Raw genomic sequence first — 26,349 nt, 5'->3', positions numbered from 1 at the left:
CGGAGCGGTTACGGGGTCACGTCGCCAATGTGAACAGGCCGCTGCGCGCCGCCCGACGATCAAGGGTGTAGGTCCGGGCGCAACCACATGCACGATGGGCACGCCCGATCAGGTAGTCGGCGAAGTCGGCTGTGCCCGACTCGTAGTCCCGCAAGGCGAGTTGAACCACCTCCGTGCTCTCCACGATCAGTTCGGCCGCGCCCAGAAGCTTCCGGATGACCTGTATGACGGCGGCCTTCTCGTAGCGATAGCCGCGCCTCAGCACCCATACCAGTTCGACGAGCACGGGCACGACGACGTAGCCGGGCGACTCCGGCGTACAACGGTCCTGGATCAGCCGTGTGGCCACGGCGGCGAGTTCAGGGTCATCCCCGGTGATGAAGCGCACCAGGAGGTTGGTGTCCAGCCCGATCAACGCCGGAGCGTTCGGCGAATGGCCGCCTGGGCGATCACTTCGTCCATCTCATCCTGGCTGAGCGGAACGGCGGGTCTCGGGAGCATGCCCGCCAGCTCCATTACCGACCCGGTGATGGGTGTCACCCGCAGGGTCCCGTCGTCCTCCAGCGCGAAAGCGATCCTGTCACCCGCCTTGAGATCGAGCCGGTCCCGGATGGGCTTCGGCAGCGTGACCTGACCCTTGCTCGTGATCGTCGCTTCCATGGCTGCTCCCCCCCAACAAAACGTCCTTACTGCAAGTAAGGTACGGAGGTCTGTACTCCGTGTCTACGCGTGGGTCCTTCGTACGGCTACTCCCCCCGGTAGGCGGGGTCGCGCTTCTCGGCGAAGGCCTCGAGGCCTTCGCGCCAGTCTTCCGAGGCCATGCAGGTGAAGAGCGCTTCCGACTCGAGCCGCAGCGCTTCCTCATGGTCGACCGATTCGGCTCGGTCGAGCAGCCGCTTGGCGAGGCGCATCGAGATCGGCGCGTTGCGGGCCAGCCGCCCGGCCAGTTCGCGTGCGGCGGGGAGCACGTCTTCGGCGGGGAGCATCTCGTTGGCGAGCCCCCAGGACAGGGCCTCGGCCGGCGTGAAGTAGCGCCCCAGCAGGATCAGCTCCGTCGCGCGCGCGTGCCCGACGCGCCGCCTGAGCGTGTATGCCGTGCCGCCGCCGATGAACGTCCCCAGCGCGACCTCGGGCATGCGCAGCTTCGCCTCCTCCGCCACGATCACGAAGTCGCAGGACAGCGCGAGTTCACACCCCGCGCCGATCGCGTGTCCGTTCACCGCCGCAACCACCGGCTGCGGCAACGTCTGGAGGGCGCGATGCACGCGCTGGCTCGTGTCGATGTAGGCGTGGCGCTGCGCCTGCGACGCCTCGTGGTCGCGGTGAGCCTTGAGGTCGGCCCCGGAGCAGAACCCTCGTCCCGAGCCTGTGAGGATGACGGCGCGGGTCTCGAAATCCGCCCCGATGTGCGCGAGTTCGGCCTCCAGCGCCTCGTACATGGGGAGGCTGACGGCGTTGAGGCGGTGGGGACGGTTGAGGCGGAGGATCCGGACGGGACCCTCCGCCTCGACCAGCAGCGGAACTTCGACGGGGACGCTCAGCGTTCGGCGTCGTCCGTCGTGGTGACGGGCTTCGCGGGCTTCACGTGCATGTCGAGCCAGCGGTCCGTCTCCCACAGCACATGCAGCACCGACTCGCGGGCCGCGTAGCCGTGGCTCTCGGCCGGCAGGAAGACGAGCCGCGCCGTCGCGCCCAACCCCTTGAGCGCCGCGTAGAAGCGGCGGGACTGGATCGGGAAGGTGCCCGAGTTGTTGTCGTCCTCTCCGTGGATGATGAGGATGGGCTCGTTCACCTTGTCCGCGTGCATGAACGGCGACATGTACAGGTACAGGTCCGGATCCTCCCAGAAGAGCCGCTGCTCGCGCTGGAAGCCGAACGGCGTGAGCGTCCGGTTGTAGGCGCCGCTTCGCGCCACGCCCGCCCGGAAGATGTCCGAGTGGGCGAGCAGGTTGCCGGTCATGAACGCACCGTAGGAGTGTCCGCCCACGCCGACTCGATCCGGATCCACCACGCCTCTCCGGACGCCCTCGTCGACAGCGGCCTGGGCGTTCGCCACCAGCTGCTCGCGGAAGCTGTCGTTGGGCTCGGCGTCTCCCTCGCCGATCACCGGCATCGACGCGTTGTCGAGCACGGCGTAGCCGCGCGTGACGTACGGCACGGCGCCTCCATAGGGGATCCGCGTGAACTGGTACGGCGAGTCGCGGCGCTGGCCAGCCGCCGCGGCGCTCTTGAACTCGGTCGGATAGGCCCACACGAAGGTCGGGAGCGGGCCGTCGCGCTCCTGGTCGTAGTCCGCCGGGAGGTAGAGTGTGGCGGATAGCGGCACGCCGTCCTCGCGCTCGTACTGGATCGCTTCCTTCCGGACGCCGGCGAACTGCGGATACGGGTGCGGGAAATCGGTGACTGCGCTGAGCGTGCCCCGCTCGAGATCGCGGAGGAAGTAGTTCGGCGGCTCGTCCACCGACTCGCGGCGCGTCATCAGCCGCCCGTCCTCGAGCAGCGTCACCACGCCCTCGTAGTACGGAGCCTCCGAGCGGAACAACTCCTCCTCCTCTCCCGTGTCGAGGTTCCGCTTCCTCAGGAACGGCCGGTTGCCTTCGGGGGAGGCACCCTGCCCCGCCAGGTAGACCGAGCGCCCTCCGTCCGCGGTCTTCAGCACGCCCCGGCCGCGCTCGTTGGTCGTGAACATCGGGAAGCCGGGGTCATTGTACCGATCCTCCGTCTGGAGATCGAAGATCAGTTCCATGTCGCCGGGAGCGTCCGGGTCGACCCGGTACGTGCGCTGCTGGCGGGTCGAGAACCAGTTCTCGCTCACGAGCGCGTAGCCTTCCTCCGCCCACATCACGCCGCCGTAGCGTAGTGGAAGCTCGGCGAGTTCCATCGGCTCAGCGGAGAACGGTGCCGCGTGCATGAACACCTTGTCACGGATGTCGGCCTCGGCGAGGGCGTCGCCGCCGTCCTGCGCTTCGACCCAGTAGAGGGTCGCGTCTGCGTCGGCGCGCCACGAGACGGAACGGACGCCGGTCGGAACCGACCCGAACGAGGTCGGGACCCCGTCCTGAAGTGGGAGTTGCGCGACCTGGTGAACCGCGTTCCCGTCCGTGTCCCACACCTCGATCGTGCTCGGGAAGCGCGAGGCCGGGACCTGGTACGAGAACGGCCGCTGCGTCGTCTGCGCGAGGAGGAAGCTGCCATCCGGAGAGGGAGTCGCCCCGCTGAAGATGGCCGGCTTGCCCAGCATGGTCGTGGATCCGTCGAGTGCGACCCGCGCCAGTTGCGCCGTGGCGTAGTACTCGTAGAGCGCCTCGTCGTGCTGGTTCTGGAGCAGGTCCTGATAGGTGCGGGCCGGGGCCGCTTCTCCGGAACTCTCCTCGATCATCGGCGCGGTCGGGACCATCGGTTCGGCGGGCGCCGGGCCGCGCCCGGGGGGCACCGCCATGAGGTAGAGCGCGTCACCGTCCGGCAACCAGTTGAACGGAGCGCCGAAGCCTATGTTCACCGCGTCCAGATCGGAGAGACGCCGGGCCGCTGCCGAGGCGACATCCAGCACCCAAAGCTGCACGGCCGAGTCGGTGTCGTGCGTGAACGCCACCATGCTCCCGTCCGGCGACCAGCGCGTGTTCCGGATGCGCGGGTCCGCGGGGAGTCCCGTGACCGGGCGCTCGTCGCCGTCCAGCGTCCGGAGGGCCAGACCGTTCGACGGCCGGGACCGACTGGGGCCGTTGGTGCGCGGGTTGATCCGCAGGCCGGCGATCTTCAGTTCGGGCGCCGAGACCTCGGCGATCGAAGGGAGGCTGGGCCGCATCGTGAGCAGCATTATGGATTCATCCGGGCTGAGGCTGATGCCCGGAGTCACCGGTGCATCGACCAGCGCGGTGAGCTCGGCGGCCGGCGTCTGGTAACCGTCGGCACCCTCCTGCGCGGCGACATCCGTCGTGGCCGCGAGAAACACCAGGGCGAGAGGGAGGGCGAGTCGAGAGACGAGGGGCTTGAAACGCATGGTACAGGCTCCGGCTAGTGACCTCGATCGGGACGACCGTGGCATAGTCCTAACCGCCCGTAGCAGGCGCAAGACGACGCGGATGCCGCGGAATCCCGCGTGGCTCGGGACTGCTGCCGTGGGCTGCTGTCGCCCGGGACACCGGATCGATAGCGTTGCGGGACCTGCGGACGGGAACTCCGGTCGCAGGTGGAACACTCGAAAGGGAGCGACGGAATGTTGGACGCACGTTACCTCCGGCTTCTCGTAGGGGGCGGAGTTCTTGCCATAGGGCTGGGCGGCTGCGCGTCGGGGGAGGAAGCCGGCATGGAGGACGAGGCGCCGGCCGAGGCCGCCGAAGCCACCCAGGTCGCGCTCGGGCCTGCGGACGGACATGACATGCCGCCGGCGGATCTCGGACGCGTGAAGACCGGCGATGCCGCTCCCGACTTCACGGCTCTGGCGAGCACAGGCGAGCCGATCACCCTTTCGGACTACCGCGGAGAGAAGAACGTCGTCCTCTTCTTCTACCGGGGCCACTGGTGACCCTACTGCGCAAAGCAGCTCGGAGAGCTGCGTGAATTCCTGACCCCCGAGCAGCGCGAGCGGACGGAGCTTCTGGCGATTGCGCCCGACACACCCGACGAACTCGTGATGATGGCCGACCGCGTCCTGGAGGACTACGACTACGCGCTCGACTTCCCCCTGCTGGCCGACGAGGGTTCCGCCGTCATCTACCGCTACGGACTCCTCAACGAGGACGACGGGCGTGGACGCCAGATCCCGCACCCGACGACCTACGTCATCGACATGGACGGGACGGTGCGGTGGAGCTTCACCGAGGTGGATTACCGGATCCGCCCCGAACACGCCGACATCCTCGCCGCGCTCGAGGCCTTGGAGCCGTAGACAAGGTCAGTCGCAACCTTCGCGCCGCAGACGTCCTGCTACTGTCTCGTTTCAGGGCCGGACAATTGCCAGGACCTCTCCGCTGCTCGTAAGCGGGTCGGCCCGAGGCCAGACCGTGGCGTATTTGCCCACTCGGTACAGAGCCTTAAAGGCCAGCACAGGCCGGGCAATTCTCCACTCGCGCATCAGCCATCGATCAGGCGCGACGTGTTCGGGGAGGCGTTCGAAGTAAAGCACGCCGCCAAAGCGGGACTCGTCTATTTCGATCGGGTGGAATGTGTAGCGGTACCGAGAGCCTCGGGATTGCCGGGACAACTCCCACACCCGGAACACCGGCTCCAGATGCCGTCGCAGGAATGGACGCAGAGACGTGTACCGGAACTCCAACTGTTGTGGTCGGCCGGAGGGGGTCTCGATCCACAGAACGCCCTTGACGTCGACGACCTGGCGGCCGGGTTTCGGCTCGAACCCCAGTCCGATCCTTGACCCATCCGCGTCCTCGACCGTGACTAGGCAATGCGTCGCCAGGAAACCCGGCGACGCCAGCGCATCCCCGTCCGGCGCGTAGAACGTCGTCAGCGAGTCATTGAGCACCTCGGCGTACCCGTGCGTTTCGAGATACTCGGGCACAGCGTTGTTCAAGGAGTTTCGCGCATCGACCGTCACCGTGTCGTACGTGTAGCGATGCGCGCCGCGTCTCCACTCGACGGTGGGCCGTATCATCCGCATCCGCAGGTCGCCGAGATCCGCCGTGAACGACGACGAGGCCAGCATCGGGAGGACCGATTCGTAGAGTTCGAAGGCCCTCCGCCTCTCCTCGGGAGTCGTCAGGCAGGCGTTCTGTTCCGAGACGGACAGCTCCGGCAGTGGTATCGGCCGCACGGGCACGTTGAGACGCAGGTTGCGTGACCCCGAAGCGGCTGCGACGTGCAGCGTGTCCGAGGCCCAGGACCCATACCCGATCCGCGTCACTTGGACGCGGTATACACCCGGTGGCGGCACCGGCAAGCTGAACGCCCCCCGTTCGTCCGAGAGAGTTTCCCACTGAGTGCTGCCCTCACTGCCCATCAGGGCGATGACCGCCCCCTCGACAGGCGTCCCGCTGCCCTCGGTCAGAAGGAGTCCCGATATGCGCGCGCCAGCCTCTTGGGCCGCGAGGGGAAGCGCCATTAGCGAGACGCCGAGGCTCGCAATCCACGCCATGTGGATGTGCCGATGGGTTATTTTCATGCAGGATAGACGTTCAAAGCTCCGCCGAAGTCACGAGTCGCCATGGCCCGGACAGCTGCCCCCGCACGAGAGCCCGCCAATCCATCATCGGCCCGATGGCTGGATCTGGTACACGTGAAGGCTCGGCACACCGAAACCGTCTCGCACCTCACCCCACACCAGCTCACCGTGGACCGCAAGCAGTCGGATGCCACCGGCAACTGTCACGTGCGACACGTTCCCCCCATCCGACACTACGATCCAGTTGCTAACGCGGTCGGCTGTCTCCGAGACCTGGAACCACATGGCGCCCTCGGAATCGACCAGCACGGCCTCGTCCTCGATACCGCGTCCCAAGTTCCGAACGGGCGGGTAGTAGTCGGGTTCGTCGAGGGCGTCCAAGACGGCGTCGATCCCGGCCGTGAGGCTGGGGAACAGGCCGAAGTGGACCATTTGTTTCACCGCTCCGAGATCCGCCGCCCATGCGCGCACCTCCCTGCCCGCAAGAGTGCGGGGCGCATACGGGACGCTGATCGAATCCGTGCGACCCGCGAGCACGCTGTGGCGCTCCACTGTGAAGAAGGCGGGGGTGCCGCTCGGGCGGGGCCGCCGAACGACCGAGAAGTGCCTGCCAAGGGGATCGATGGCCAGCATGTCGCCGTGCGAAAACGGGTTCCGTAGCTGAAGGCCGCGACCGGCGGCGGGCAGCGGGACCACCGACAGCCGATCCTGTACGTTCAGCACGGCGAGCGGAGCCCCCGAAGGATCGCGCTGGCGTCCCATGACATGGTGGGCGCGCACGTCGGCGAGCACGTCTTCGTGACCCCACTTCACCGTAACGACACTGTGATCCGCCAGGACTGCGAACCGTCGGGGCAACTCACCGCCAGCCGACGCGCCGGTCCATGTGTCGGGACCGAGATCCGCCAAGCTCTCTCCGGTCGCAGCATCGTACAGGCTTATGCGGCGCTGCCTCGCGTCAACGACCCACAGCGTGTCCTGCCCGAGTAACCCGAGGCGCCACGGAGAGAGCAACTCCCCGGGACCTTCTCCCCGCCGGCCGATCTGTCGCCGGAACGTACCATCCGGCTGGAACGACAGTACGCGGTCCGTCTGTGCGTCGAGGAGAAACGCCGAGCCGTCCGGGCTCGGAACCAACTGCTCCACGAAGGTGAGAGGTACGCTGTCCGGGACGGTCAGACTCGACACCAGAGCAAGCGTGTTGGGCCTGTCCTGAGCTGCAAGCCCCCCGGCCGCAAGGAGGGCCGGTACCAGCAGCCCCGAGCCAGGCAGCTTCACGCTGGCTCGAGGCATGTCACTTCCTCGGGTCAGGGGACGAGTTCCTCCTGGACGAGGTGGGCGATCCACAGCCCGGAGTGGAGGTCGGAGGTGTAGATCCGGCCCTTGAACAGCTGGGCGCCCCAGGTCATCGACCAGTTGGGCACGGCGGCCTCCGGCGATGAGGTCTTGATGGCGCCGATCTCGCGTCCCTGGCGGTAGAGGTCGCCGCGCAGTTCGCCCGAGATGTCGAGCACCCGCAGCCCCGCCTGATAGTAGCCGACGTACAGCCGGTCGCGATCGTCGCTCCACAGGTTGTGGGCGCCCGCCTCCGGGACCGTGTAGTGCGCGACCTTCACGGGGTCGTCCATATCGGTCATGTCCAGGACCTCGACGTAGCCCCGTGCCTCGATGGGACCGAACGCGTTCGGATCCCAGTCCGAGGGATAGATCTCCGCCGCGACGAACAGGTACTTGCCGTGCCGCCAGGCGACGTGCGTGTTCCCCTGCCCCGAGACCCACCGCGACACGAGCTTCGGATCGCGGGCGGTGCCGCCGTGCGTACCGGCCCCCGCATCGAGAATGTAGATCCCCTGGTTCCAGAATGAGGCGTAGGCGTACCCGTCCTGGACGATGACGTCGTGGAGGCTTCTGACCGGTTCGTCATGCACCCAGCGGTTGATCTCCCTCGGGTTGGCGGGATCGGCGATGTCGAGGATGACGAGCTCGCTCGTCCCGTTGTGGCAGGCGTAGACGAGGTCCTCATCCCCCAGGATCCACACGTTGTGCACGCCTCCGGTCACCGTGTCGGTGTACTCGGAGAGGATCGTGGGGTGGGCGGGAGTCGAGAGATCGAGAAAGACGATCCCGTTTCGCCGGCTCGAGGCGCCTTCGCGCGTGACGATCCCCAAGCGGTTGTTGGGATGGATCTTGACGTCGTTGATCCGGCGGGCGTCGAGCTGGACCGAGTCCGTGAGCACCGGCTGCGTGGGATCCGTCACATCCCACACCTTCATCCAGTCGTGGTAGAAGGTGCCGATATAGGCGTAGTCGCGCCCGTCCACACCCTCGAAGACCCACGTATCGCCGGCCCGGTGGGTAGTCGTGATCCCGCTCCCCACGATTTCGAGCCGCGCGGTGTGGCGGCGAGGCTCGACCCGCACCGCCACTGTCCGGGTGATCGCCGGACCCACGATCGCGGTCACGCTGTACGTGCCCGGTTGCTCGGCGACGAAGAGGCCGCGGCCGTCGACGGGGTGGACCGCCGCCCCGCCCGGGGTCACGCTCCACAGCGGCTGGAAGCCGATGTCCCCGCCCTGGCCGTCGCGGCCGATGACCTGAAGCGCGGCGACATCTCCCGTCGAAAGCGAGCTGAGGTCTCCGGAAGCGACCAGCTCGTAATCCTCAGCCGGGTTCGGTTCGACGGTCACCTCGACCTGCGCCTCGGCGTCTCCGGCGGAGATCGTCAGCGTGGTGCGTCCCGGCTGGTGGCCCAGCACCCGTCCAATGGCGTCGACCGTGGCGGTGGCCGGTTCGGAGGTGGCATGGCGGAACTCGGCGTTCTCGACGCGGTCGCCGAGTTCGGTATAGGCGGCGACTTGGAGGGGAGCCGTCGCCCCGACGTAGACGGGGCCGGCGACGCCGGCTTCGATCCGGGCGGCCCGAAGCTGCGGTACGCGGACGGTGACCCAGCTCGGCTGGCCACGGAACATCGCCGCGACGCGCGACTCACCCGGCCGCACGGCCGTCACGAGGCCGTCGTCCGACACCGTCACGCCGTCCCCGGGGGCGAACCACTGGACTTCGGCGCGCAGGTCCTCCCCCTCGGCGCCGTGGATTTCCGCAGTTAGCTGAATGGACCCTCCGACTTCGAGTTCGAGTTCCGTCGGGGAGACCACCACCTGGACGCGCTCCTGCGCGTAGGCGGCCGGCGTTCCGGCGGTGGCCAGGGCGAGCGCGGAAGCCAGGAGAGGTGAACGAAGAAACATCGTATCTGCTCCATCTGCGAGTGGACCGGGCTCGAAAGCTCGGTTCGGCCGGCGCGAGCGGCAACAACCCGGCCCTTCCGAACCCGGTTGACCGGGGATGAGCGGGGTGGGAGCTTCGGCCACCATGGAGACGCTCGACAGCGCGTACGCGGCAGGGAGGCCGTCCGTCTCGGAGGCGGCCGCAGCTCGGCTCATGCTCGAACACTGGGGTGTGAGCGGGCGAGCCCGGGAATGCCCCAGCGAGCGCGACCGGGTGTTCGAGATCACGGACGCGGCCGGTGTCGCCGGCTTTCTGAAGGTCTCGAACGCGCTCGAAGAACGGGCGGTACTCGATGCCGAGGCCGCCATGTTGGCAGCCCTGTCGAAATCCCAGTCCTGCTACACGCTTCCGACCTGGCGTGCGACCCCGGAGGGCCGGCCGCTCATTGAACCGCTTCTCGAGGAACGCACCCACTTCGTCCGCTTCCTGGAGCCGGTGCCGGGTATCCCGCTCGATCGTTTCCGCCCGCAAGGGCCCGAACTCCGGAGACAGATCGGGCGTCTCGCCGGGATTCTGGACCGCTCGACAACCGGGGTGACGGCCGCGAATCGGCCGATGGTCTGGGACCTCCGCGGCGCCGCGTTGCTCATCCGGGAGAACCTGGCCGCGATCGAGAGTCCCGCGCGCCGCGAGATCATCGAGGCAATCCTCGCACGGTACACGGCCTCCGTGGCGACACGGGTCGCCGAGCTGCGGGAGAGCGTGATCTACAACGACGCGAACCCGGCCAACATCCACGTAGATCCGGGGCGAATGCGGGACGGGGCACCGCACATCGTGGGTGTGGTGGACTTCGGGGACGCGATCCGGTCCTGGACGGTGGCCGACCTGGCCGTGGCCTGCGCCTACGCTGGATTGCAGACCCGCGATGCGCTGGGCGCGTTCTGCGACGTGGCGCGAGGCTACGCCGCGGAACGCGACATTACCGAGGCCGAAGCCGACGTGTTGTACGAGCTGGCGCGCCTGCGGCTCGCGCTCAGCGTGACCGTGTCGTCAGTTCGCGGCGCGCAGGAGCCGGACAACGACTACCTGCTCGTCAGCCACGCCCCCGCGTGGGAGGTGCTCGAGCGGCTGGACGGGACGCCGCCGAACCTGGGCCGCTACCGGCTGCGCGAAGCGTGCGGGCACCCGCCCTGCCCCGAGACGGCGCGCGTGATTGCGGCGCTGGAGCGCGCCGCCCCGGACGTCGCGCCCGTGCTCGATCCGGACCCGCGGGTGGTACCCACGGTCACGCTCGATCTGAGCGTCGAGTCGGGCGACGGCGGCGGGAGCTTCGATCCAACGGACCATGCCGCCTTCTCGCAGCGGTTGTTCGACCACATGCGGGACGCCGGCGCGGCGGTCGGGATCGGTCGTTACGACGAGGTCCGGTGGTGGTATACGGGCGAGGCCTTCCGGTCGCCGGGAAACGAGGTGGACGAGTGGCGCACCGTTCACCTCGGGGTCGACCTGTTCGCGGAGCCGGGGACGCCGGTCGTCGCGCCGCTCGGGGGCCGGGTCGTGTCCGTGCACGGCAACGCCGAGCGCCTGGACTACGGCCCGACGATCATCCTGGAACACGAAGTGGAAGACCCAGCGAACGGTTGGAACGAACCCGTACGGTTTCGGACTTTGTTCGGACATTTGTCTCCCGAATCTCTGCGCGCCGTCGAGCCCGGGGAGATCGTGGAGCCCGGTCGGACGATTGGCTGGATCGGCGCCCCTCCCGGAAACGGCGACTGGGCGCCGCACCTTCATTTCCAGATCCTCGTCGACCCGCTGGGCTACGAGGGGACCTTCCCGGGCGTCGCCGCCCCGAGCGCACGCGACACCTGGACGGCGGTGAGCCCCGACCCGAACCACCTGCTCCGGATTCCGGGCGAGACGACGGCTTCCCGTCCCCGCACCCACACCGCGCTCGTCGAGGACCGTGACCGCCGCCTCGGCCCCTCGCTCAGCCTCTCCTACCGGAGGCCGCTCCACATCGTGCGGGGGCGCGGAAGCTGGCTGTACGACATCGAGGGCCAGCCCTTCCTCGACTGCGTGAACAACGTGGCCCACGTCGGTCACTCGCACCCGCGCGTAAACGAGGCGGCGCGCCGGCAGATGGCGGCGCTCAACACCAACACGCGCTACCTGCACGAGGCCATCCTCGAATACACCGAGCGGTTGACCGGCCTCTTCGCGGCCCCGCTCGACGTGTGCTTCCTCGTCTGTTCCGGCACCGAGGCGAACGAACTCGCCCTCCGCATGGCGCGGACGTACACCGGTAAGGTCGGTGCGGTCGTCCTCGACGGCGCCTATCACGGGAACTCCAGTTCGGTCGTCAACCTGAGTCCCTACAAGTTCAACGGCCCCGGCGGGAAGGGTCTCCGGCCCTGGGTCCGGATGGCACCCATGCCGGACACCTTCCGGGGTCTCCATCGCGGACCGGACAGCGAGGTCGCGCCGCTCTACGCGGCGTACGTCGGCGAGGCCGCGCGAGCGCTGGAGACCGAGCCCACCTGGTTTGGCGATCAACCCCCCGGAGCTGCCGCCTTCTTCCACGAATCGATCCTGAGTTGCGGGGGCCAGATCCCGCTCCCGGCCGGATACCTTGCGGCTTCCTACACGGCGGCCCGCGAGCACGGCGCCGTGTGCGTGGCCGACGAGGTACAAGTCGGCTTCGGTCGCGTGGGGTCCCACTTCTGGGCCTTCGAGGAGCACGGCGTGGTCCCCGATATCGTCACGCTCGGCAAGCCGATCGGGAACGGGCACCCCCTCGCCGCGGTCGTCACGACCCGGCAGATCGCCGAATCCTTCGCCAACGGGATGGAGTACTTCAACACCTACGGCGGGAACCCCGTCTCCTGCGCCATCGGCTCGGCCGTCCTCGATGTGATCGAAGAGGAGGGCTTACAAGAGAATGCCTGCGTCGTCGGCAAACGCCTGCTGCGCGGGCTCGAGTATCTCTGCGACCGCCACGGTCCGGTCGGCGACGCCCGGGGCCGCGGCCTGTTCACGGGGATCGAGTTCGTACGCGAGGGAGACGATCTGGAGCCCGCCGCCGACCTGGCCGACGCCGCCGTTCAGCGCATGCGCGAACACGGCATCCTCCTGAGCACCGACGGCCCCGACCACAACGTGATCAAGATGAAGCCGCCGCTCGTCTTCTCGGAAGCCGACGCGGATCTGCTGGTCTCGAGCCTCGACGACGTCCTCTCCGAAACCGCCTTCCTGAGCTAGCTCGCGGGAGAGAGCGTCGGCGCTGGAGTTGGCGGGTTGGGGGAGTCTCTTGATACCGGACGTTGCACCCTAAATATGTTCTGTTACGTTAGATAGTCCATGAACGAACAAATCGACTCGGTCAAGCCGAGACGGGGACGCCCACCGCGCCGCGAGTTGTACCATCAGCTGCACGCCGAAGTGGTCGAACTCCGCCAACGTCTCGGTGGCCTCCCCCGTCCGGAGGAAGCGGCTGACATCTGGCGCGGGATCTGGTACGAAGAGGCACATCACTCCACCGCGATCGAGGGCAATACGCTCCTGCTCAAGCAGGTCGAGCGGCTGCTGGCGGACGGGGTCGCGGTCGGCAACCGGGAACTGCGCGAATACCTGGAGGTGCGTGGATATGGTACAGCGGCCGAGTGGGTGTACCGGCAGGCACTCGACCCGACCGGACTGTTCCACTCCGGAGAGATTCTCAGCTTGGCGAAGTTACGCCAGATTCACCACACCGCAATGTCCCCGGTGTGGGAGGTCGCGCCGCATCCCGACGCCACCGACAGGGAAACGCCCGGCAGCTTCCGTGAACACGACATCAGGCCGTTTCCCGGAGGGATGATCGCGGTGGAGTGGCCGCTTGTGTCTGCTCGGATGGAAAACTGGATCGCCGACGCGAACTCGCTCGACCCGGACATCGTCGGATTCCCCGAGGCGCTGGCGGAACTCCACTGCCGCTTCCAACAGATCCATCCGTTCCTCGATGGAAATGGCCGGACGGGTCGACTCGTTCTGAACCTGATTCTGGTGCGGCTCGGGTATCCGCCCGCGATCATCTACAAGCGAGACCGCTCCCGGTACCTCGCCGCCCTGCGGAGGGCGGACGGCGGCGACAGCGGTCCGCTCGGCGAGATGATCGCGCGGGCGATTCTGGATAACCTCTACCGCTTCGTCATACCGGCCGTAGCCGGCCCGGCCAGACTGGTCCCGCTGGCCGCGCTGGCAGATCGAGACCTGAAGGCACCCGCCTTGCGGATGGCCGCCACCCGGGGCCGGCTCAAGGCGGTGCGGGGCCCGGACGGCCGCTGGCGCAGTTCCCGTCGCTGGGTCGAGGAATACCAGTCTACCCGTTACCGCCGGGACCGCGCGGGATGACCGTCCGTTCAAGGCCAGATCCGGGGGAGGACGGCGTTTCGCCGCGGAACCGTTACGGGGGGATCGAGCACCATCCGAAAGGGTTGGCCGGCATCGGTGCCGTACGCCCGGAATCCTCTAGGGTCGAGCGTCAGGACCTCGTGCACGTCGAGTCGCTGCGCGAGGAGGACGCAGGTCGCGTCGGCGAAGTCCATCGGAGTGCCGGCGTAGCGGTCCATCAGGAGCGCTGTGCTCGTGACCAGAGAAGGCTGGCAGGCATCGTGGACGCACATGTCGCTGTCCGCGAGAGCCGTGGGGCCGGTCCACTACCGCCTCTCGCTGCGCGACGGGGTGGTAGGGCGCAAGCGTGGATCCACCTTGCGTGGCCGGGCACAGGGCGTGGTGAGTACTCCGGGGGTGCGAGCCAGCGATTCTCTCGTACACGTGGGTAGAACAACGGCGATTCTACCCAGATATGAGGAGAATCTGCCGATAAGCGCGTACCGGATCCGCAATCAGGGAGCGATCTCTCTGAGGCGCTCGGCAATGAAGGAGTTCATTGACATCCGCTGCCTGCCGGCCTTGGCGGCGAGCTCGCGGTGAAGTTCCGGGTCGATTCTGAGCAGGACCCGACCGGAATAGGGCTTACTGGGCTCTCTCCCCTTCTCCTCACAGAACTCCAGGTAATCGTCCACGGCGCGTCGCATCGACTCCTTCAACTCCATCACCGACCTGCCCTCGAAGTTGATGCCGTCTCGGGTATCGATGACGTGGCCTGCAAAAAACTCGTAGTCCTCGTCGTACTCGAAGACGCCGGTGTATCCCTTGTACTCGATCATGGCGCGACTCCTGCCCGTTCCAGGAAGCTACGCATCCGCTTCACGAGTCCTTTGCCGCATTCCGGACGCGGGTGAGGACGGTGGACGGTCTCCGCTTCGCCGTTCAGTTCGATGATCACCGATGAACGGCGCCGTTCGTGAATCTCGGCTCCCAGGCTCCGAAACATCGCCTCGACGTCCTTCCACTTCAGATTCCCTCTCGTTTTCTTGTCAAAGATCGTGGCGAGGGTTCTCCGGTGACGTCGGCGCATGGTATTATGATATCGATATTAGATATCGTCGAGCAAGCGGAGCGGGGCCCTGAGTCGCTGCTGGGGGCAGAGGCGGGCAAGAGCCGCGCTCCCCTCGAGCTCCTCGTTCCCGTCGGCCAACTCACACGGAGACCGGCCGCGAGCGTCAAGAACGCGAGTGTCCGCACCGGCGTCCAGCAGGGCCGAGACGACCTCGGGTCCTGCTCGTTGCGCGGCGTAGTGAAGCGGTGTCCTTCCGTCGTCCCTCTGCACATCAACATCCGCGCCCGCCTGGAGGAGCGACCGGACCACGGCGTATGGAGTGCGGTCTGGTCGACAACGTTTCGCGCATCGACTTCCGTACCGGCCTCGATCAGTGCCAGCACGGCGTCCGCAGCGATGGACGGGGTCCGGGGCCAAGTCGTCTCCGCCGCGTAGTGGAGGGGCGTCCGCCGCTCGACGGTACGGGCGTTTGGGTCCAGGACCGCCTCGAGAAGTGCCCGGAAGACCTCCGGGTCCTGATCGTAACGGGCCCAGTGGTGAAGGGGTGTCAGGCCGCGACTGTCCGTAGCATTCACGTCCGCGCCCGCCGCAGACAGGGCCCGGAAAAGTGCCGGCGGATGCCTCACGGCGTGATGAACCGCGCGCCTTCCGTCGGCCTCTTCAACGTCAGGATCGGCACCCGCCCTCAGCAGTGCCGTAACAGCTTCTTCTCGGCCGCACAATGTGCATCACGCTGGCCACCGTTCGTGGCATTTCCTTACCTCCCTGGGTCGGGGCAGGCTTCGCGCCCACAGCCAGAGAACGAGCGGCTGCCCCGACTCAGGGACAGCGACGATCAGGGCATGGTGGCGGCCGTCCGGTCGTCGTCGTGGGTGCCCCAGCGCTCGAACCACTTCCGCAGGATGAGTTGGGTGCGGAGGAAGTTCGACGGCAGGCGCGAAGTACCGTGCCACTCGCCCTCGAAGCGGACCATCGCGGTCGGCTTGTTCTGCGCCTTCAGCGCCTGGTAGAACTGCTCCGTCTGCGCCATCGGCGTGCGCAGGTCGAGGACGCCCGTCATGAGCATGGTCGGCGTCGTGACGTCACCCACGTACGAGATCGGCGAGCGCCGGATGTGCTCGCTCGGATCCTCCCACGGAAATTGCTGGAAGTCGGCGTACCAGCGCAGGTAGTTGCCGTCGACCTCGTTCGGGAAGTTGAACCAGTTCACCACGGGGCAGTTCGCCGACGCGGCCCGGAAGCGGTCCGTGTGCCCCACGACCCACGACGTCAGCACGCCACCGCCCGAGCACCCGTAGACGAACATGTTGCCGTCGTCCACGTAGCCGCGCGAGATGACCTCGTCGACGCTCGACATGAGGTCGTCGAAGTCGTGGTTCGGATAGTCGTACTGGATCGCGTTGCCGAACTCCGTCCCGTACCCGGAACTGCCGCGCGGGTTGGTGTAGAGGACGACGTAGCCGTTCGCGGCGTGCTCCTGCCACGAGAAGTTGAACCCGCCGTTGTACATGCCGTGCGGGCCGCCGTGGATGATCAGCATCATCGGATACTGCCGCGACGCGTCGAAATCCGGGGGCTTGATGACCCAGCCGTGAATCGGGAGTCCGTCGTAGGAGGACTCGCTCCAGATCTGCTCGACCTCGCCGAGCCGGACGCCGGCGAGAACGTCCGCGTTCACGTCGGTAAGTCGGGTCCGCCGGTCCGGCTCGTCCAGCGGAAAGGCGTAGACGTCGCCAGGTTCGTGCGCGTCGCCCCACATCCCGACCGCCATGCCGCCGTCGCTCACATCATTGAGGCCGAACATCTGCGGGCCCTCTGTCATCGCCCGCACGTCCCCGCCCACGGACGCGTAGTAGATGTTGCGATAGCCGTCCGCGGTGAGGTCGAAGTAGAGGCCGCGGCCGTTGGGGGCCCAGTGCAGCGCCCCGGGGCTGCGGTCGAGTTCAGCCGTCAGCACTCGGGGGTTCGACCCGTCCGCGTTCATCACGTAGACGGCGGATTCGATGTAGTCGAAGGTCGTCGTATCGTGCCCCACGTAGGCGATCATCCGCCCGTCCGGCGATGGCACGGGCCGATTGTCCGGCCCCTTGCGGGTCGTTACCTGGCTCAGCTCGCCGGACTCGGCGTCGAGCCGATAGATCTCGCTCTCCTGCCAGCGATAGTCGGCGTCTTCAATGATGAGGCCGCTGAAGAGGAGTGACCCGCCGTCGGGCTCCCACGCCGGGACGCCGTAGTTGAAGTCGCCCTCTGTGAGCTGGCGCGGGGTCCCGCCGTCCGCGGGCACCGCGAATATGTGCTGGTACTTGTCCCCCAGGAATCCGACGCGGTCCTGTCGATAGACGAGACGCTCGACGATGCGCGGCCCCGGCGTCCACGTCGCCCCCTCCGGCTTCGGGAGCGAGAGGTCCCAGTGACGGGCGGTCGGTTCCTCCGCCACCACCCGCATGGTGAAGGAGAGCCGGGTACCGTCCGGCGACCAGGCCAGGTTCGAAGGACTGTCCGTGAGCCGCGTGACCTGCGACAGCGCGCCCTCGGCATCCATCCAGCGCACGAAGATCTGCGTGTTCCCCTCGTCGTCGGGGGCGAGGAAGGCGATGCGGCTGCCGTCCGGAGACCAGCGCGGCGAGGAGCCGTCCACGAGATGCCGGGGGCGGGTTCCGTCCCGGTTCACGATCCAGATCGAGGTCTCCCACGAGTCGTTCATCTTGTCGACCCACTCGCTCTCGTAGACGACAGAGCCTCCATCGGGCGCGATCTGCGGATCCTGGACGCGCTCCCAGTCGAGCCACGTCTCGAGCGGCAGGGCTCCGTCGGCCTGCTGCGTCGCGAGAAGCGGAGCGGGCGCGGCAACAGAGAGGAGTACAAGAAACGGGAGGAAAAGGCGGGCGCGGGTCTTCATGATACCTCCAGGTGCGAGAACCACCGGCACGTCCCGAAACATGGCCAACACCTCACCGCCTGTCTATCGGCCCGTGATGGACCACGTGGTTGCGCCCCATGCCGGTGTCAGTCCGGCGTCGTATGTTGATTCTGGAACGACTGCGGCTGCCGCGCCGGGATCGCACCGCGCTGCGACGGCCCCCAACACGGGAGGTTTCCGTGACGACTCGCACGCCCACCGACGCGTCCCACCTGCCCGACCGTCGTCGATTCCTGAAGCGGGCCGCGGCCGGGGCGGCGCTCGCGGCGACGCCCGCGTGGACTCGGGCGCCCTCGAAGCTCGGCCTCACCATCGAGGAACTGTCGGACCGCCGCGACTTCCCGGGTACGGAGGACGAAGCCTTCTGGGAGATGGTGAAGTCCCAGTTCCCGCTGCGTCCCGGGCTCATCCTCATGAACGCGGCGAACCTCTGCCCGTCGCCCTATCCCGTTCAGGAGGCGGTGTTCGGGTACACGCGCGACATCGATCAGGACGCCTCGTTCCACAACCGGGCCAAGTTCAGCGCGCTCGCCGCGAAGTCCGTCGACGCGCTGGCAGAACTACTCGGCGCTTCGCCCGAGGAGGTCGTAATCACCCGCAACACCTCCGAGAGCAACAACGCGGTGATCAACGGTCTCACGATGGGCGCGGGCGACGAGGTCGTGCTGTGGGACCAGAACCACCCCACGAACAACGTGGCCTGGGACGTCCGGGCCGACCGCTGGGGCTACAAGGTGATCCGCGTGACGACGCCCCCGGCGCCCGAGTCGGAGGATGAACTCGTCGACGCTTTCGTGAACGCCTTCACCGACCGGACCCGGGTGCTCTCGGTGACGCAGATCTCGAACATCTCGGGCGTCGAACTTCCGGCGAGCCGTCTGTGCAGTATCGCCCGTGACCGCGGCATCTACGTGCACATGGACGGGGCGCAGAGCTTCGGCGCCGTGGAAGTCGATCTGCACGCGATGGGCTGTGACTCGTACACGGGGAGCGCCCACAAGTGGTTCTGCGGGCCCAAGGAAGCCGGCGTACTGTACGTTCGAGCCGACCGGGTCGCCGAGTTGTGGCCCAGCGTCGTCGGCGTCGGCTGGGACGGGGCGAGCGCCGGGGGCGGGGCCGACAAGTTCGGCACATTCGGACAGCGGGACGACGCCGCGGTGGCCGGCGTGGGGACGACGGTCGAGTTCCACCAGGCCGTCGGGCCGGCGGCCATCGAGGCTCGGACGCGCGCCCTTGCGGCCGCGCTCAAGGCGGCGATCCGCGAACGGGTGCCCGACGTGAGCTTCCACACCTCGGACGTGCCGGGACTCAGCGCGGGCGTGGTGATCGCGGAGCTGCCGGTCGATGACCATACGGAGATCTACAACCGTATCTACGAGGAGCACGGCGTTGCGGGCGCTCTACGCACGGCCGCGTTCCCGGGCATTCGCCTCTGCCCGCACATGTACAACACAATGGCCGAGGTCGAGCAGGTGGCCGACGCTCTCGCCCGTTCCGTCTAGCCGAGGCCTGGCGGGGCGCTGGTCGAGCACTGCTACTGCGCTCCTTCCCCAAGCGCCGTCGCTGCAATCATGCAGTCGAACGCCTCGGCGGTGGTCCTAGAGCTCGCCGCGGTTCTTCGCCCACAGCGCGTAGTGGCAGGCGCGGGCGGTGAGGGCCATGTAGGTCAGTGACGGGTTCTGACAGGCGGAGGATGGCATCGCCGCGCCGTCGATCACGAACAGGTTCGGGGCGTCCCAGGCCTGGTTGAAGCCGTTGAGGACGGAGGTCGCGGGATCCCGTCCCATCCTCGCCGTCCCCATCTCGTGGATCGTGAGGCCCGGCGCCGTGAGCTTCGTCAGCAACTCCACGTCGACTCCGCCGCCAGCTTCCAGCATTTCCGCGGCGCGGTCCGCGCTGTCCCTCATCATGACGCGCTCGTTCTCGCTCCACTCGCAGTGGATGCGAAGCGCGGGGATCCCCCAGGCATCGACCCGCTCGGGGTCCAGTTCGATGTAGTTCTCCTCGCGCGGCAGACACTCGCCGAAGGCGCCGAGTTCGAACTCCCACACGCCGGGTTCCGTCAGCTGGCGCTTGTACTCCGCCCCGAACCCCGGCATGTCGAGCCCCCGGCTCCAACCCTGCCGCGTCGACCAGCCCTGGTAGCCGTAGCCCCGGATGAAGTCGGGAGAGGGCTCGGTCACGTTCCGGAAGCGCGGGATATAGATGCCGTTGGGTCGCTCGCCGGTGTATCCGTGGTCCTCCCAGCCGGGGAACTTCGCCTTGGCGCCGGTGCTCATGGTGTGGTCCATGAGATAACGGCCGAGGGCGCCGCTCGAGTTCGCGAGGCCGTCCGGGAAGTCGGCCGACTTCGAGTTCAGAAGGATCCGCGTCGACTCGAGGGCCGAGGCCCCGAGCATGACGATCTCGCCGAAGAACTCCAGAGCCTCACCGGATTCACGATCGATCACCCGGACGCCGGTGACGCGCCCGCGGGCGGGATCCCAGATCACGCTGTGCACGACGCTGTCCGGACGTAGCGTCATCCGGCCCGTGGCCTCCGCCGCGGGGAGCGTGGCGTTGAGAGAGCTGAAGTAGCTTCTGGTGCTGCAGCCGCGGTGGCAGGGGCCGCAGTAATGGCAGGCGCTCCGCCCCTTGTGGTCGCGGGTGAGGACGGCGGTGCGTCCGATCGTCATCATCCGCGTGTCGCCGAAGTCACGCGCGATCGCCTCCTTCACGGCGTTCTCGACGCAGGTCATCTGCATGGGAGGCAGCAATACGCCGTCCGGCAGCTGCGGGAGGCCCTCGGCCCGGCCGCTGATGCCGACGAATTCCTCGACGTGAGCGTACCACGGGGCAAGGTCCGAGTAGCGGATCGGCCAGTCGACGCCGATCCCGTCGCGAAGGTTGGCCTCGAAATCGAGGTCGCTGAGGCGGTACGACTGCCGCGCCCACATGATCGAGCGTCCGCCCACCTGGCGGCCCCGGATCCACAGGAACGGCTTGTCGTCGTCCGTCGTGTAGGGGTTCTCGATGTCGTTGACGAAGAACTTCCTGCCCATCTCGTCGCAGGCGTAGCACTCGCGCTGCACGGGCTGCTCGGCGGCCAGCGCCTTGCGGTCGTTCCAGCCGCGGTACGGCATGCGGTACGGGGGCACGTGCTCGACGTAGTCCCGTTCGGGGACGATCATCGGTCCCGCCTCGAGAACCAGTACTCGGAGTCCGAGTTCGGTGAGTTCCTTGGCGGCCCACCCGCCGGTGATGCCGGAGCCGACGACGATCGCGTCCCACAGCTCCTGGCGGTTCACCGTTGCCCACCGGTTCCGTACTGGTCGAGGAGGACGCAGCCCTCGAACGCGCCGGGGATGATGCGGTATCCCAGCGTCCTGAGTCCGACCCTGGACGTGAAGTAGCCGGCGAGTGTGAACCGCTTCATGTCGTAGAAGAAGGTCCGCGTCTCCTCTTCATCGGGATCCTGGCGGCGGCGGTCGAGGTCCCCGTCCATCTCGGCGACCAGTGCGGCCTGCTGCGCCGGGGTGCAGTCGGCCAAGTCGTCGCCGTGGGCTGCCCGGGCGACGGGGTTCACTTCGTCGATGCCGGCCAGGAAACGGTCGCGGTCCGACGCGTCCAGCCAACCGGTCAGGAGGGCATCGACGAATGCGGTCACGCCCGCCTCGCTCGCGCCGGGCGTGTCGGTGCGGGGCAGAATGACCTCGGCGAGCGCCGTCACCGTCCGGGCCTGCGCGGGCGTGAGCGTCGCGGGCGGCGCGCCGCCGACCGGGCCAACCTCCGCGCGGATGCGCTGCCCGAGCGCCAGTGCCTGCGCCACGGCACCGCCCGGCATGAGCAGCGGCGCGCTGGTTGCCGCGCCCATGATCTTGAGAGCCCTGCGCCGTCTCACAGCCGATCCTCCAGAGTGCCCGTCGTCGATCGGACGCGGCGAGGCTTCCGCCGCGGACCGTCATAATATCCGACACCACGGCTCGTGCGAACCCCGCCGTTCGACGGAGACGGTGGCGAGCGACATATTCCGGGCATGAACAGACGACGATTTGTGGAGCATTCTCTTGGCGCGGGATTACTCCTCACGTGCGCCGGGCGCGCGGCCGCGAGCGGGCGACTCCTCCCGGAGGCCTGGGGGCTCCAGCTCTACACCGTGCGATCGCTGATGGCGCGCGACGTGGAGCAGACGCTCGCGGACGTGGCGCGCATCGGCTACGGGGAAGTGGAGTTCGCGGGCTACTTCGGACGTACCCCCGCGCAGATCCGGGCGTCGCTCGACGCGGAAGGACTCGCCGCCCCCGCCGTTCATCTGTCGCTGGACGAGCTGCGGACCGGCTTCGAGGCCCACGCCGAGGCCGCGGCGGAGATCGGGCACCGGTACCTGGTCCTGCCCTACCTGTCGGGCCCCGAGCGGCCGGGCAGCGGTGGCGGCGCGGAGCCGACCGCCGTCGTGGACGGCTACCGGCGTCTCGCCGACGAACTCAACCGGATCGGAGAGCGGTGCGATCAGGCGGGTCTCCGCTTCGCGTACCACAACCACGACTTCGAGCTTCAGGCGGTGGAAGTGGACGAGGAAGAGGTCCGCCCCCTCGACGTCATGCTTGAGCACACCGACCCCGACCTGGTGCGCTTCGAGGTCGACCTCTTCTGGCTCGTTCACGGCGGCGGCGATCCGCTCGACTATTTCTGGCGCTTTCCGGGTCGGTTCGAACTCTGTCACGTGAAGGACCGCACCGCGAGCGGCCAGATGGTGGATGTGGGCGCGGGCGTGATCGATTTCGCGGGGATCTTCGAGCGCGAAGGCCAGGCGGGCCTCCTCCACTACTTCGTGGAACACGATACCCCCGCCGACCCCCTCGCCTCGGTGAGCGCGAGCTACGGACACCTGGCGTCCCTCGATGGCTGACCCCAGCGCTCGGCGAAATCCGAGAGCGGTCAGCCGGCGGGACGCCATTCGCGCGGCGGGCGCCGCCTCACTCGGGCTGCTCGTGCACGGCGGAGCCAGCCCTTCGCCGGCCCACGCGGACATCGCAAGTCGTGGCGCGCAGTCCGTCCCGGGGTCGACCGGCGCCGTCACGCAGTCCGTGGCGCGCTGGTGCTTCGAGGACATCCCGCTCGCGCCCTTCTGCCGCGGCGTGGCCGACATCGGCCTCCCGGCGATCGACCTCCTCACGCTGCCCGAATGGGACGTCGCGCACGACCACGGCCTCGTCGTCTCGTGCGGCGATGTCGCGGCCGGAACGATCGAGGACGGCCTCAACGAGCCGCGCAACCACGCCGGCATCATCGAGGCGTTCGAGCGCCACATCCCGCGGGCGGCGCGGGAATCGGTGCCCAACGTCATCTGCTTCTTCGGCAACCGCCGGGGCATGGAGGACGGGGTCGGGACCGAGAACTCCATCCGCTGCCTCGAGGCGTGCGCCCCCATCGCCGAATCCGAGGGGGTGACGATCCTCGTGGAGGCCCTGAACTCGAAGCCGGGCGGACACGTCGACTACATGGGCGACCACATGGACTACGCGCTCGAGATCATCCGGGCCGTCGATTCGCCCCGCGTGAAGATTCTGTACGACATCTATCACATGCAGATCATGGAAGGGGACATCATCCGCACGCTCACGGATGCGAGTCCCTGGATCGGCCACTACCACACCGGCGGGGTTCCGGGGCGGGCCGAGATCGACGATTCGCAGGAACTGAACTACCCCCCGATCGTGCGTGCGATCGTGGACACCGGCTTCGACGGCTACATGGCGCACGAGTTCATCCCGCGTAGCGGCGATCCCATGAGGTCCCTGCGCGAAGCTGTGGAGTTGTGCGCCGTCTGAGCGGCTATCCGGCGCCGACGGCGTCAGGCCGGGCCGAAGCCTTCTCCGCCAGCACCGCCTGCTTCGTCCCCAGCCACAGCGAAACCACCAGCCACAGGCCGGCCAGTGGAACCATGGTCAGCGCCAGGGCTGCGCTCCCCAGCCCGAGCGCGCCCAGTCCCGCGAAAGACCACACGCCGATCTGATCTCCCGCCCGGTAGACGAAGAGGTCGTTGAAGTTCTTGGCCTTGTACTTGTCCCGTCGCGGGAGGACGGTGTAGAGCACCTCCCTCGTGGGCACCGCCAAGGCGAAGTTCCCCGCCCTGCGCAGCACCTGGAAGACGACGAACACGGCGAACACCGGGACCGCGCCCAGCGCCAGGAAGCCGAGGATGCTGATGAGAGGGAGGATCGCGAGGGTCAGCCGGACGCCGAACCACTTCAGAAGTCGTCCCGTCAGAAACAGCTGCGTGCAGAGTGTGAGCACGCCCACGGAGAGGTCGATGCGGGCGAAGACCGAGGTCCGTTCCGCGGCCGTGGCGAACGCCCGTGAGACGATGTCCGCCTGGATGTTGTACAGGAAGGTCGAGCCGATCGTGAACAGCAGCATGAAGGCGCCGATCCCGAGCAGGTAGGGCGATTTCAGAACGCGTTGGATCCCTTCCAGCGCGGAGCCACCGATCACCCGCTCCGCTTCCCCCGACCGGGAATCGGATGTCGGCCCGGCCGCGCAGCGCGTATCGAGCGCCTTGAGACAGAGGACGGCTCCCTCGAGCAGCACGACCGAGAACAGGAGAAGGGTGGCCGGCGAGAGGAACCCGACCAGAAATGCCGTGATGGAAGAGCCGACGATCCCTCCGACGGTTCCGCCGACCCCGATGAGGCCGAAGAGGCGCCGACTCTGGCGCTCACGGAAGATGTCGGTCATGAACGACCAGAAGACGGAGACCACGAACAGGTTGAAGACGCTGATCCAGACGAAGAACGTCCGGCCGACCCACACCGAAGCGACGCCCTCGGGCACCAGGCTCAGCAGGACGTAGTAGACCAGCAGATTGAGCATGAAGAAGCGGTACGTGACCGACACGAACCGCCTCCGGGTCCACCGGGACACGACCGCGGCGAAGATCGGGTGCACGAGCAGCATCGCCGTCAGCGTCCCGGTGAAGAGCCACGGGATGTTCTCGACGCCGCCCGCCACGGCCATCTCCTCCCGGATCGGCCGAATCACGTAGTAGGCGGACAGGATGAAGAAGAAATAGCACGCGGAGAGGAGGACGAGACCCGCTTCCTCTGGACGCGCGCCGGTCATGCGAGCGGCGAGCCTTGACGACACACTCCGGGATGGCGGGTTCATGAGCGGGCGAATCCAGGGTGACGGTTCACGGAAGCTTGCCGGTCGATGGAGAATGGGATTCTCTTCAGAAACGTCAATGGCGGCGCACTTGATGAAGAAACACGGAGAGGACACCAACGTGGCGGGTTTCGCGGGTCGGATCCTGAACATGAGACGCGGCGAGTTCGGCCTCGCGATCCTGTCCGCGCTCTTTTTCTTCCTCGTTCTGTGCGGCTACTTCTTCCTCCGTCCGGTTCGGGAGGCGATGGGGGTGGCCCGCGGGATGGGCGAGCTCCGCTGGCTGTTCGCCGTGACCTCCGTGGTGTCTCTCTTCGCCGTCCTCGCCTTCGGCGGGGTCGTGGGGGCGGCGCGCATGAACCGGCGCCGCTTCATTCCCTTCGCGTACCTGTTCGTGATCGCCTGTCTCATCGGATTTGCGACGCTGATCATCCAGGATGTGCGGGCGGGCGGCGGCCTGATCGGCACCGACGCGGAGACAAGCCTCTCGCGGGGGGTCGGGTACACCTTCTACGTCTGGTTGAGCGTGATCAACCTCTTCTCCACGAGCGTCTTCTGGGTCTTCATGGTGGACGTGTTCGACGTGGACCAGGGGAAGCGCCTGTTCCCCTTCATCGGGATCGGGGGCACGCTGGGAGCGCTCGCCGGCGGACGGGGCGCCAGCATCATCAGCGGTCTCACGGACAGTCCCTACCTGCCCGCCGGCCTCATGCTCATAGGCGCCGGCTGCTTCGCCATGGCCATCGCGGTCATGCTCATGCTCGATGGTCGTGCGGGGCGACCCACCGCTTCCCGGGCGATCGAAGCCGAAGAGGGTGGCGACGACCGCGCCGGCAAGGGCGGGGCCTTCTGGGAGGGAGCCGCCGCCGTGGCGAAGTCGCCCTACCTGCTCGGGGTCGGACTCTGGGTCGTGTTCATGGCCGTGTCCAACACGATGATCTACTTCGCCCAGGCGAACATCATCCTCGAGAGTACGGACACGTTCAGCCAGCGGATCGGGAGCTTCGCCGACTTCGACTCACTGGCCCAGATCGCGACGCTGCTGACGCAGATTTTCGTGACGACGCACCTGATCCGGAAACTCGGCGTCGGGTGGACGCTGGCCATCCTGCCGCTCGTCACCGTGCTCGGTTTCGTCGTGCTGGCGATCTGGCCCCTGTATGGCGTCATGCTGCTTTTCCAGGCGGTGCACCGCGCCACGCGCTACGCGGTTTCCCGGCCCTCCCGCGAGACGCTGTTCTCCGTCGTCGCGCCGTCGGAGAAGTACAAGGCGAAGCCGCTCGTCGATGTCTTCCTCTACCGGGGCGGCGACCTGGCGGGCGCCGGCATCGATGGCCTCTTCGCCATGCTCGGTCTGGCGCTGGCGTGGGTAGCGATGTCGACCGTGCCTCTGGCCGGGATCTGGATCGCGCTCTCGATCGTGCTCGGACGGGCGCAGGCGAGGAGGGCAAAGTCCTGAGCGGCCGGTTTCGGGGCGAGTCCTCGCGGCTCCAGCGA

Annotated in this window: 22 protein-coding genes and 1 pseudogene; 7 read left to right on the top strand and 16 right to left on the bottom strand. The window is 67.6% G+C overall.

The window, feature by feature from the left end; genetic code table 11:
- Nucleotides 1-16 precede the first annotated feature (16 nt).
- From ACN9M6_RS10270 to ACN9M6_RS10255, 4 genes are all read right to left on the bottom strand, one after another.
- Nucleotides 17-415 (bottom strand): PIN domain-containing protein, encoded by a 399-nt coding sequence (locus ACN9M6_RS10270; protein ID WP_419162834.1) that lies wholly within the window; start codon nt 413-415, stop codon nt 17-19.
- Nucleotides 412-660, bottom strand: coding sequence for an AbrB/MazE/SpoVT family DNA-binding domain-containing protein (locus tag ACN9M6_RS10265; RefSeq protein WP_419162833.1), 249 nt, complete (start codon nt 658-660; stop codon nt 412-414). The genes ACN9M6_RS10270 and ACN9M6_RS10265 overlap by 4 nt, the downstream gene beginning before the upstream one ends.
- Before the next feature lie 86 nt (nt 661-746).
- Entirely contained in the window at nt 747-1,616 is an 870-nt protein-coding gene (locus ACN9M6_RS10260; RefSeq protein WP_419162832.1) for an enoyl-CoA hydratase/isomerase family protein, read from the bottom strand.
- Nucleotides 1,538-4,000 carry a S9 family peptidase gene (locus ACN9M6_RS10255; RefSeq protein ID WP_419162831.1) on the bottom strand — a complete coding sequence of 821 codons (2,463 nt, stop codon included), beginning with the start codon at nt 3,998-4,000 and terminating at the stop codon, nt 1,538-1,540. Before ACN9M6_RS10255 ends, ACN9M6_RS10260 begins: the two co-directional genes overlap by 79 nt.
- Nucleotides 4,001-4,216: 216 nt before the next feature.
- On the opposite strand from ACN9M6_RS10255, the gene ACN9M6_RS10250 reads away from it, so the two are divergent.
- Nucleotides 4,217-4,888 (top strand): peroxiredoxin family protein, encoded by a 672-nt coding sequence (locus tag ACN9M6_RS10250; protein ID WP_419162830.1) that lies wholly within the window; start codon nt 4,217-4,219, stop codon nt 4,886-4,888.
- A 51-nt stretch (nt 4,889-4,939) separates the two neighbouring features.
- Here the strand turns inward: ACN9M6_RS10250 and ACN9M6_RS10245 are convergent, their stop codons facing one another.
- From ACN9M6_RS10245 to ACN9M6_RS10235, 3 genes are all read right to left on the bottom strand, one after another.
- Nucleotides 4,940-6,118 (bottom strand): carboxypeptidase-like regulatory domain-containing protein, encoded by a 1,179-nt coding sequence (locus tag ACN9M6_RS10245; protein WP_419162829.1) that lies wholly within the window; start codon nt 6,116-6,118, stop codon nt 4,940-4,942.
- 84 nt (nt 6,119-6,202) lie between these two features.
- The gene (locus ACN9M6_RS10240) at nt 6,203-7,411 is read right to left on the bottom strand and encodes a 6-bladed beta-propeller (RefSeq protein ID WP_419162828.1); all 1,209 of its coding nucleotides are present in this window, start codon (nt 7,409-7,411) and stop codon (nt 6,203-6,205) included.
- A 14-nt stretch (nt 7,412-7,425) separates the two neighbouring features.
- Nucleotides 7,426-9,363 carry an Ig-like domain-containing protein gene (locus tag ACN9M6_RS10235; RefSeq protein ID WP_419162827.1) on the bottom strand — a complete coding sequence of 646 codons (1,938 nt, stop codon included), beginning with the start codon at nt 9,361-9,363 and terminating at the stop codon, nt 7,426-7,428.
- 97 nt (nt 9,364-9,460) lie between these two features.
- Between ACN9M6_RS10235 and ACN9M6_RS10230 the strand changes: the two genes are divergently transcribed.
- On the top strand, nt 9,461-12,607 hold the full coding sequence (locus ACN9M6_RS10230; protein ID WP_419162826.1) for an aminotransferase class III-fold pyridoxal phosphate-dependent enzyme: 3,147 nt from the start codon (nt 9,461-9,463) through the stop codon (nt 12,605-12,607).
- A 99-nt stretch (nt 12,608-12,706) separates the two neighbouring features.
- Nucleotides 12,707-13,738: a Fic family protein gene (locus tag ACN9M6_RS10225; protein WP_419162825.1), complete on the top strand. Its 1,032-nt coding sequence runs from the start codon at nt 12,707-12,709 to the stop codon at nt 13,736-13,738.
- Between the two features lie 8 nt (nt 13,739-13,746).
- Here the strand turns inward: ACN9M6_RS10225 and ACN9M6_RS10220 are convergent, their stop codons facing one another.
- The 6 genes and pseudogenes from ACN9M6_RS10220 to ACN9M6_RS10195 all read right to left on the bottom strand — a co-directional run bounded on the left by ACN9M6_RS10220 (nt 13,747) and on the right by ACN9M6_RS10195 (nt 17,688).
- Entirely contained in the window at nt 13,747-14,010 is a 264-nt protein-coding gene (locus tag ACN9M6_RS10220) for a hypothetical protein (RefSeq protein WP_419162824.1), read from the bottom strand.
- A 222-nt stretch (nt 14,011-14,232) separates the two neighbouring features.
- Nucleotides 14,233-14,556 carry a type II toxin-antitoxin system HicB family antitoxin gene (locus ACN9M6_RS10215; protein WP_419162823.1) on the bottom strand — a complete coding sequence of 108 codons (324 nt, stop codon included), beginning with the start codon at nt 14,554-14,556 and terminating at the stop codon, nt 14,233-14,235.
- On the bottom strand, nt 14,553-14,807 hold the full coding sequence (locus tag ACN9M6_RS10210; RefSeq protein ID WP_419162822.1) for a type II toxin-antitoxin system HicA family toxin: 255 nt from the start codon (nt 14,805-14,807) through the stop codon (nt 14,553-14,555). The genes ACN9M6_RS10215 and ACN9M6_RS10210 overlap by 4 nt, the downstream gene beginning before the upstream one ends.
- Nucleotides 14,808-14,825: 18 nt before the next feature.
- Nucleotides 14,826-15,098 carry an ankyrin repeat domain-containing protein gene (locus ACN9M6_RS10205; RefSeq protein WP_419162821.1) on the bottom strand — a complete coding sequence of 91 codons (273 nt, stop codon included), beginning with the start codon at nt 15,096-15,098 and terminating at the stop codon, nt 14,826-14,828.
- Nucleotides 15,099-15,142: 44 nt separating this feature from the next.
- Nucleotides 15,143-15,511: pseudogene (locus tag ACN9M6_RS10200) on the bottom strand (ankyrin repeat domain-containing protein); the annotation flags it as partial.
- 113 nt (nt 15,512-15,624) lie between these two features.
- Complete coding sequence (locus ACN9M6_RS10195; protein WP_419162820.1) at nt 15,625-17,688, bottom strand: S9 family peptidase; 2,064 nt, start codon at nt 17,686-17,688, stop codon at nt 15,625-15,627.
- A gap of 200 nt (nt 17,689-17,888) precedes the next feature.
- Here ACN9M6_RS10195 and ACN9M6_RS10190 point away from each other — a divergent pair, with 200 nt between their 5' ends.
- Nucleotides 17,889-19,211 (top strand): aminotransferase class V-fold PLP-dependent enzyme, encoded by a 1,323-nt coding sequence (locus tag ACN9M6_RS10190; protein WP_419162819.1) that lies wholly within the window; start codon nt 17,889-17,891, stop codon nt 19,209-19,211.
- Between the two features lie 96 nt (nt 19,212-19,307).
- Here ACN9M6_RS10190 and ACN9M6_RS10185 read toward each other — a convergent pair whose 3' ends face one another.
- Entirely contained in the window at nt 19,308-20,996 is a 1,689-nt protein-coding gene (locus ACN9M6_RS10185) for a GMC oxidoreductase (protein ID WP_419162818.1), read from the bottom strand.
- Nucleotides 20,993-21,589, bottom strand: coding sequence for a gluconate 2-dehydrogenase subunit 3 family protein (locus ACN9M6_RS10180; RefSeq protein ID WP_419162817.1), 597 nt, complete (start codon nt 21,587-21,589; stop codon nt 20,993-20,995). Before ACN9M6_RS10180 ends, ACN9M6_RS10185 begins: the two co-directional genes overlap by 4 nt.
- Nucleotides 21,590-21,724: 135 nt before the next feature.
- On the opposite strand from ACN9M6_RS10180, the gene ACN9M6_RS10175 reads away from it, so the two are divergent.
- Together ACN9M6_RS10175 and ACN9M6_RS10170 are read left to right on the top strand one after the other, a co-directional pair.
- A complete protein-coding gene (locus ACN9M6_RS10175) occupies nt 21,725-22,597 on the top strand; it encodes a sugar phosphate isomerase/epimerase family protein (protein ID WP_419162816.1) in 873 nt (290 codons plus the stop codon).
- Nucleotides 22,590-23,519, top strand: a complete 930-nt coding sequence (locus tag ACN9M6_RS10170) for a hydroxypyruvate isomerase family protein (RefSeq protein WP_419162815.1) — start codon at nt 22,590-22,592, stop codon at nt 23,517-23,519. The genes ACN9M6_RS10175 and ACN9M6_RS10170 overlap by 8 nt, the downstream gene beginning before the upstream one ends.
- Nucleotides 23,520-23,523: 4 nt before the next feature.
- Here the strand turns inward: ACN9M6_RS10170 and ACN9M6_RS10165 are convergent, their stop codons facing one another.
- Entirely contained in the window at nt 23,524-24,810 is a 1,287-nt protein-coding gene (locus tag ACN9M6_RS10165; protein WP_419162814.1) for an NTP/NDP exchange transporter, read from the bottom strand.
- 136 nt (nt 24,811-24,946) lie between these two features.
- On the opposite strand from ACN9M6_RS10165, the gene ACN9M6_RS10160 reads away from it, so the two are divergent.
- Nucleotides 24,947-26,311, top strand: a complete 1,365-nt coding sequence (locus ACN9M6_RS10160) for an NTP/NDP exchange transporter (protein WP_419162813.1) — start codon at nt 24,947-24,949, stop codon at nt 26,309-26,311.
- The last annotated feature ends 38 nt before the right edge of the window (nt 26,312-26,349 follow it).

Origin of the sequence: Candidatus Palauibacter sp. (assembly GCF_965197445.1) — a bacterium.
Taxonomy (GTDB): domain Bacteria; phylum Gemmatimonadota; class Gemmatimonadetes; order Palauibacterales; family Palauibacteraceae; genus Palauibacter.
Note: the sequence above shows the minus strand (reverse complement) of the source record. Positions and strands in the feature narration are given on the sequence as shown.

Excerpts from the sequence above, each read along its gene's own strand:
- ACN9M6_RS10210 (WP_419162822.1), bottom strand. The coding sequence starts at position 14,807 with ATGCGCCGACGTCACCGGAGAACCCTCGCCACGATCTTTGACAAGAAA.
- ACN9M6_RS10195 (WP_419162820.1), bottom strand. The coding sequence starts at position 17,688 with ATGAAGACCCGCGCCCGCCTTTTCCTCCCGTTTCTTGTACTCCTCTCT.
- ACN9M6_RS10255 (WP_419162831.1), bottom strand. The coding sequence starts at position 4,000 with ATGCGTTTCAAGCCCCTCGTCTCTCGACTCGCCCTCCCTCTCGCCCTG.
- ACN9M6_RS10265 (WP_419162833.1), bottom strand. The coding sequence starts at position 660 with ATGGAAGCGACGATCACGAGCAAGGGTCAGGTCACGCTGCCGAAGCCC.
- ACN9M6_RS10235 (WP_419162827.1), bottom strand. The coding sequence starts at position 9,363 with ATGTTTCTTCGTTCACCTCTCCTGGCTTCCGCGCTCGCCCTGGCCACC.
- ACN9M6_RS10165 (WP_419162814.1), bottom strand. The coding sequence starts at position 24,810 with ATGACCGGCGCGCGTCCAGAGGAAGCGGGTCTCGTCCTCCTCTCCGCG.
- ACN9M6_RS10175 (WP_419162816.1), top strand. The coding sequence starts at position 21,725 with ATGAACAGACGACGATTTGTGGAGCATTCTCTTGGCGCGGGATTACTC.
- ACN9M6_RS10225 (WP_419162825.1), top strand. The coding sequence starts at position 12,707 with ATGAACGAACAAATCGACTCGGTCAAGCCGAGACGGGGACGCCCACCG.
- ACN9M6_RS10220 (WP_419162824.1), bottom strand. The coding sequence starts at position 14,010 with ATGTGCGTCCACGATGCCTGCCAGCCTTCTCTGGTCACGAGCACAGCG.
- ACN9M6_RS10160 (WP_419162813.1), top strand. The coding sequence starts at position 24,947 with ATGAAGAAACACGGAGAGGACACCAACGTGGCGGGTTTCGCGGGTCGG.
- ACN9M6_RS10245 (WP_419162829.1), bottom strand. The coding sequence starts at position 6,118 with ATGAAAATAACCCATCGGCACATCCACATGGCGTGGATTGCGAGCCTC.
- ACN9M6_RS10230 (WP_419162826.1), top strand. The coding sequence starts at position 9,461 with ATGAGCGGGGTGGGAGCTTCGGCCACCATGGAGACGCTCGACAGCGCG.
- ACN9M6_RS10170 (WP_419162815.1), top strand. The coding sequence starts at position 22,590 with ATGGCTGACCCCAGCGCTCGGCGAAATCCGAGAGCGGTCAGCCGGCGG.
- ACN9M6_RS10215 (WP_419162823.1), bottom strand. The coding sequence starts at position 14,556 with ATGATCGAGTACAAGGGATACACCGGCGTCTTCGAGTACGACGAGGAC.
- ACN9M6_RS10240 (WP_419162828.1), bottom strand. The coding sequence starts at position 7,411 with ATGCCTCGAGCCAGCGTGAAGCTGCCTGGCTCGGGGCTGCTGGTACCG.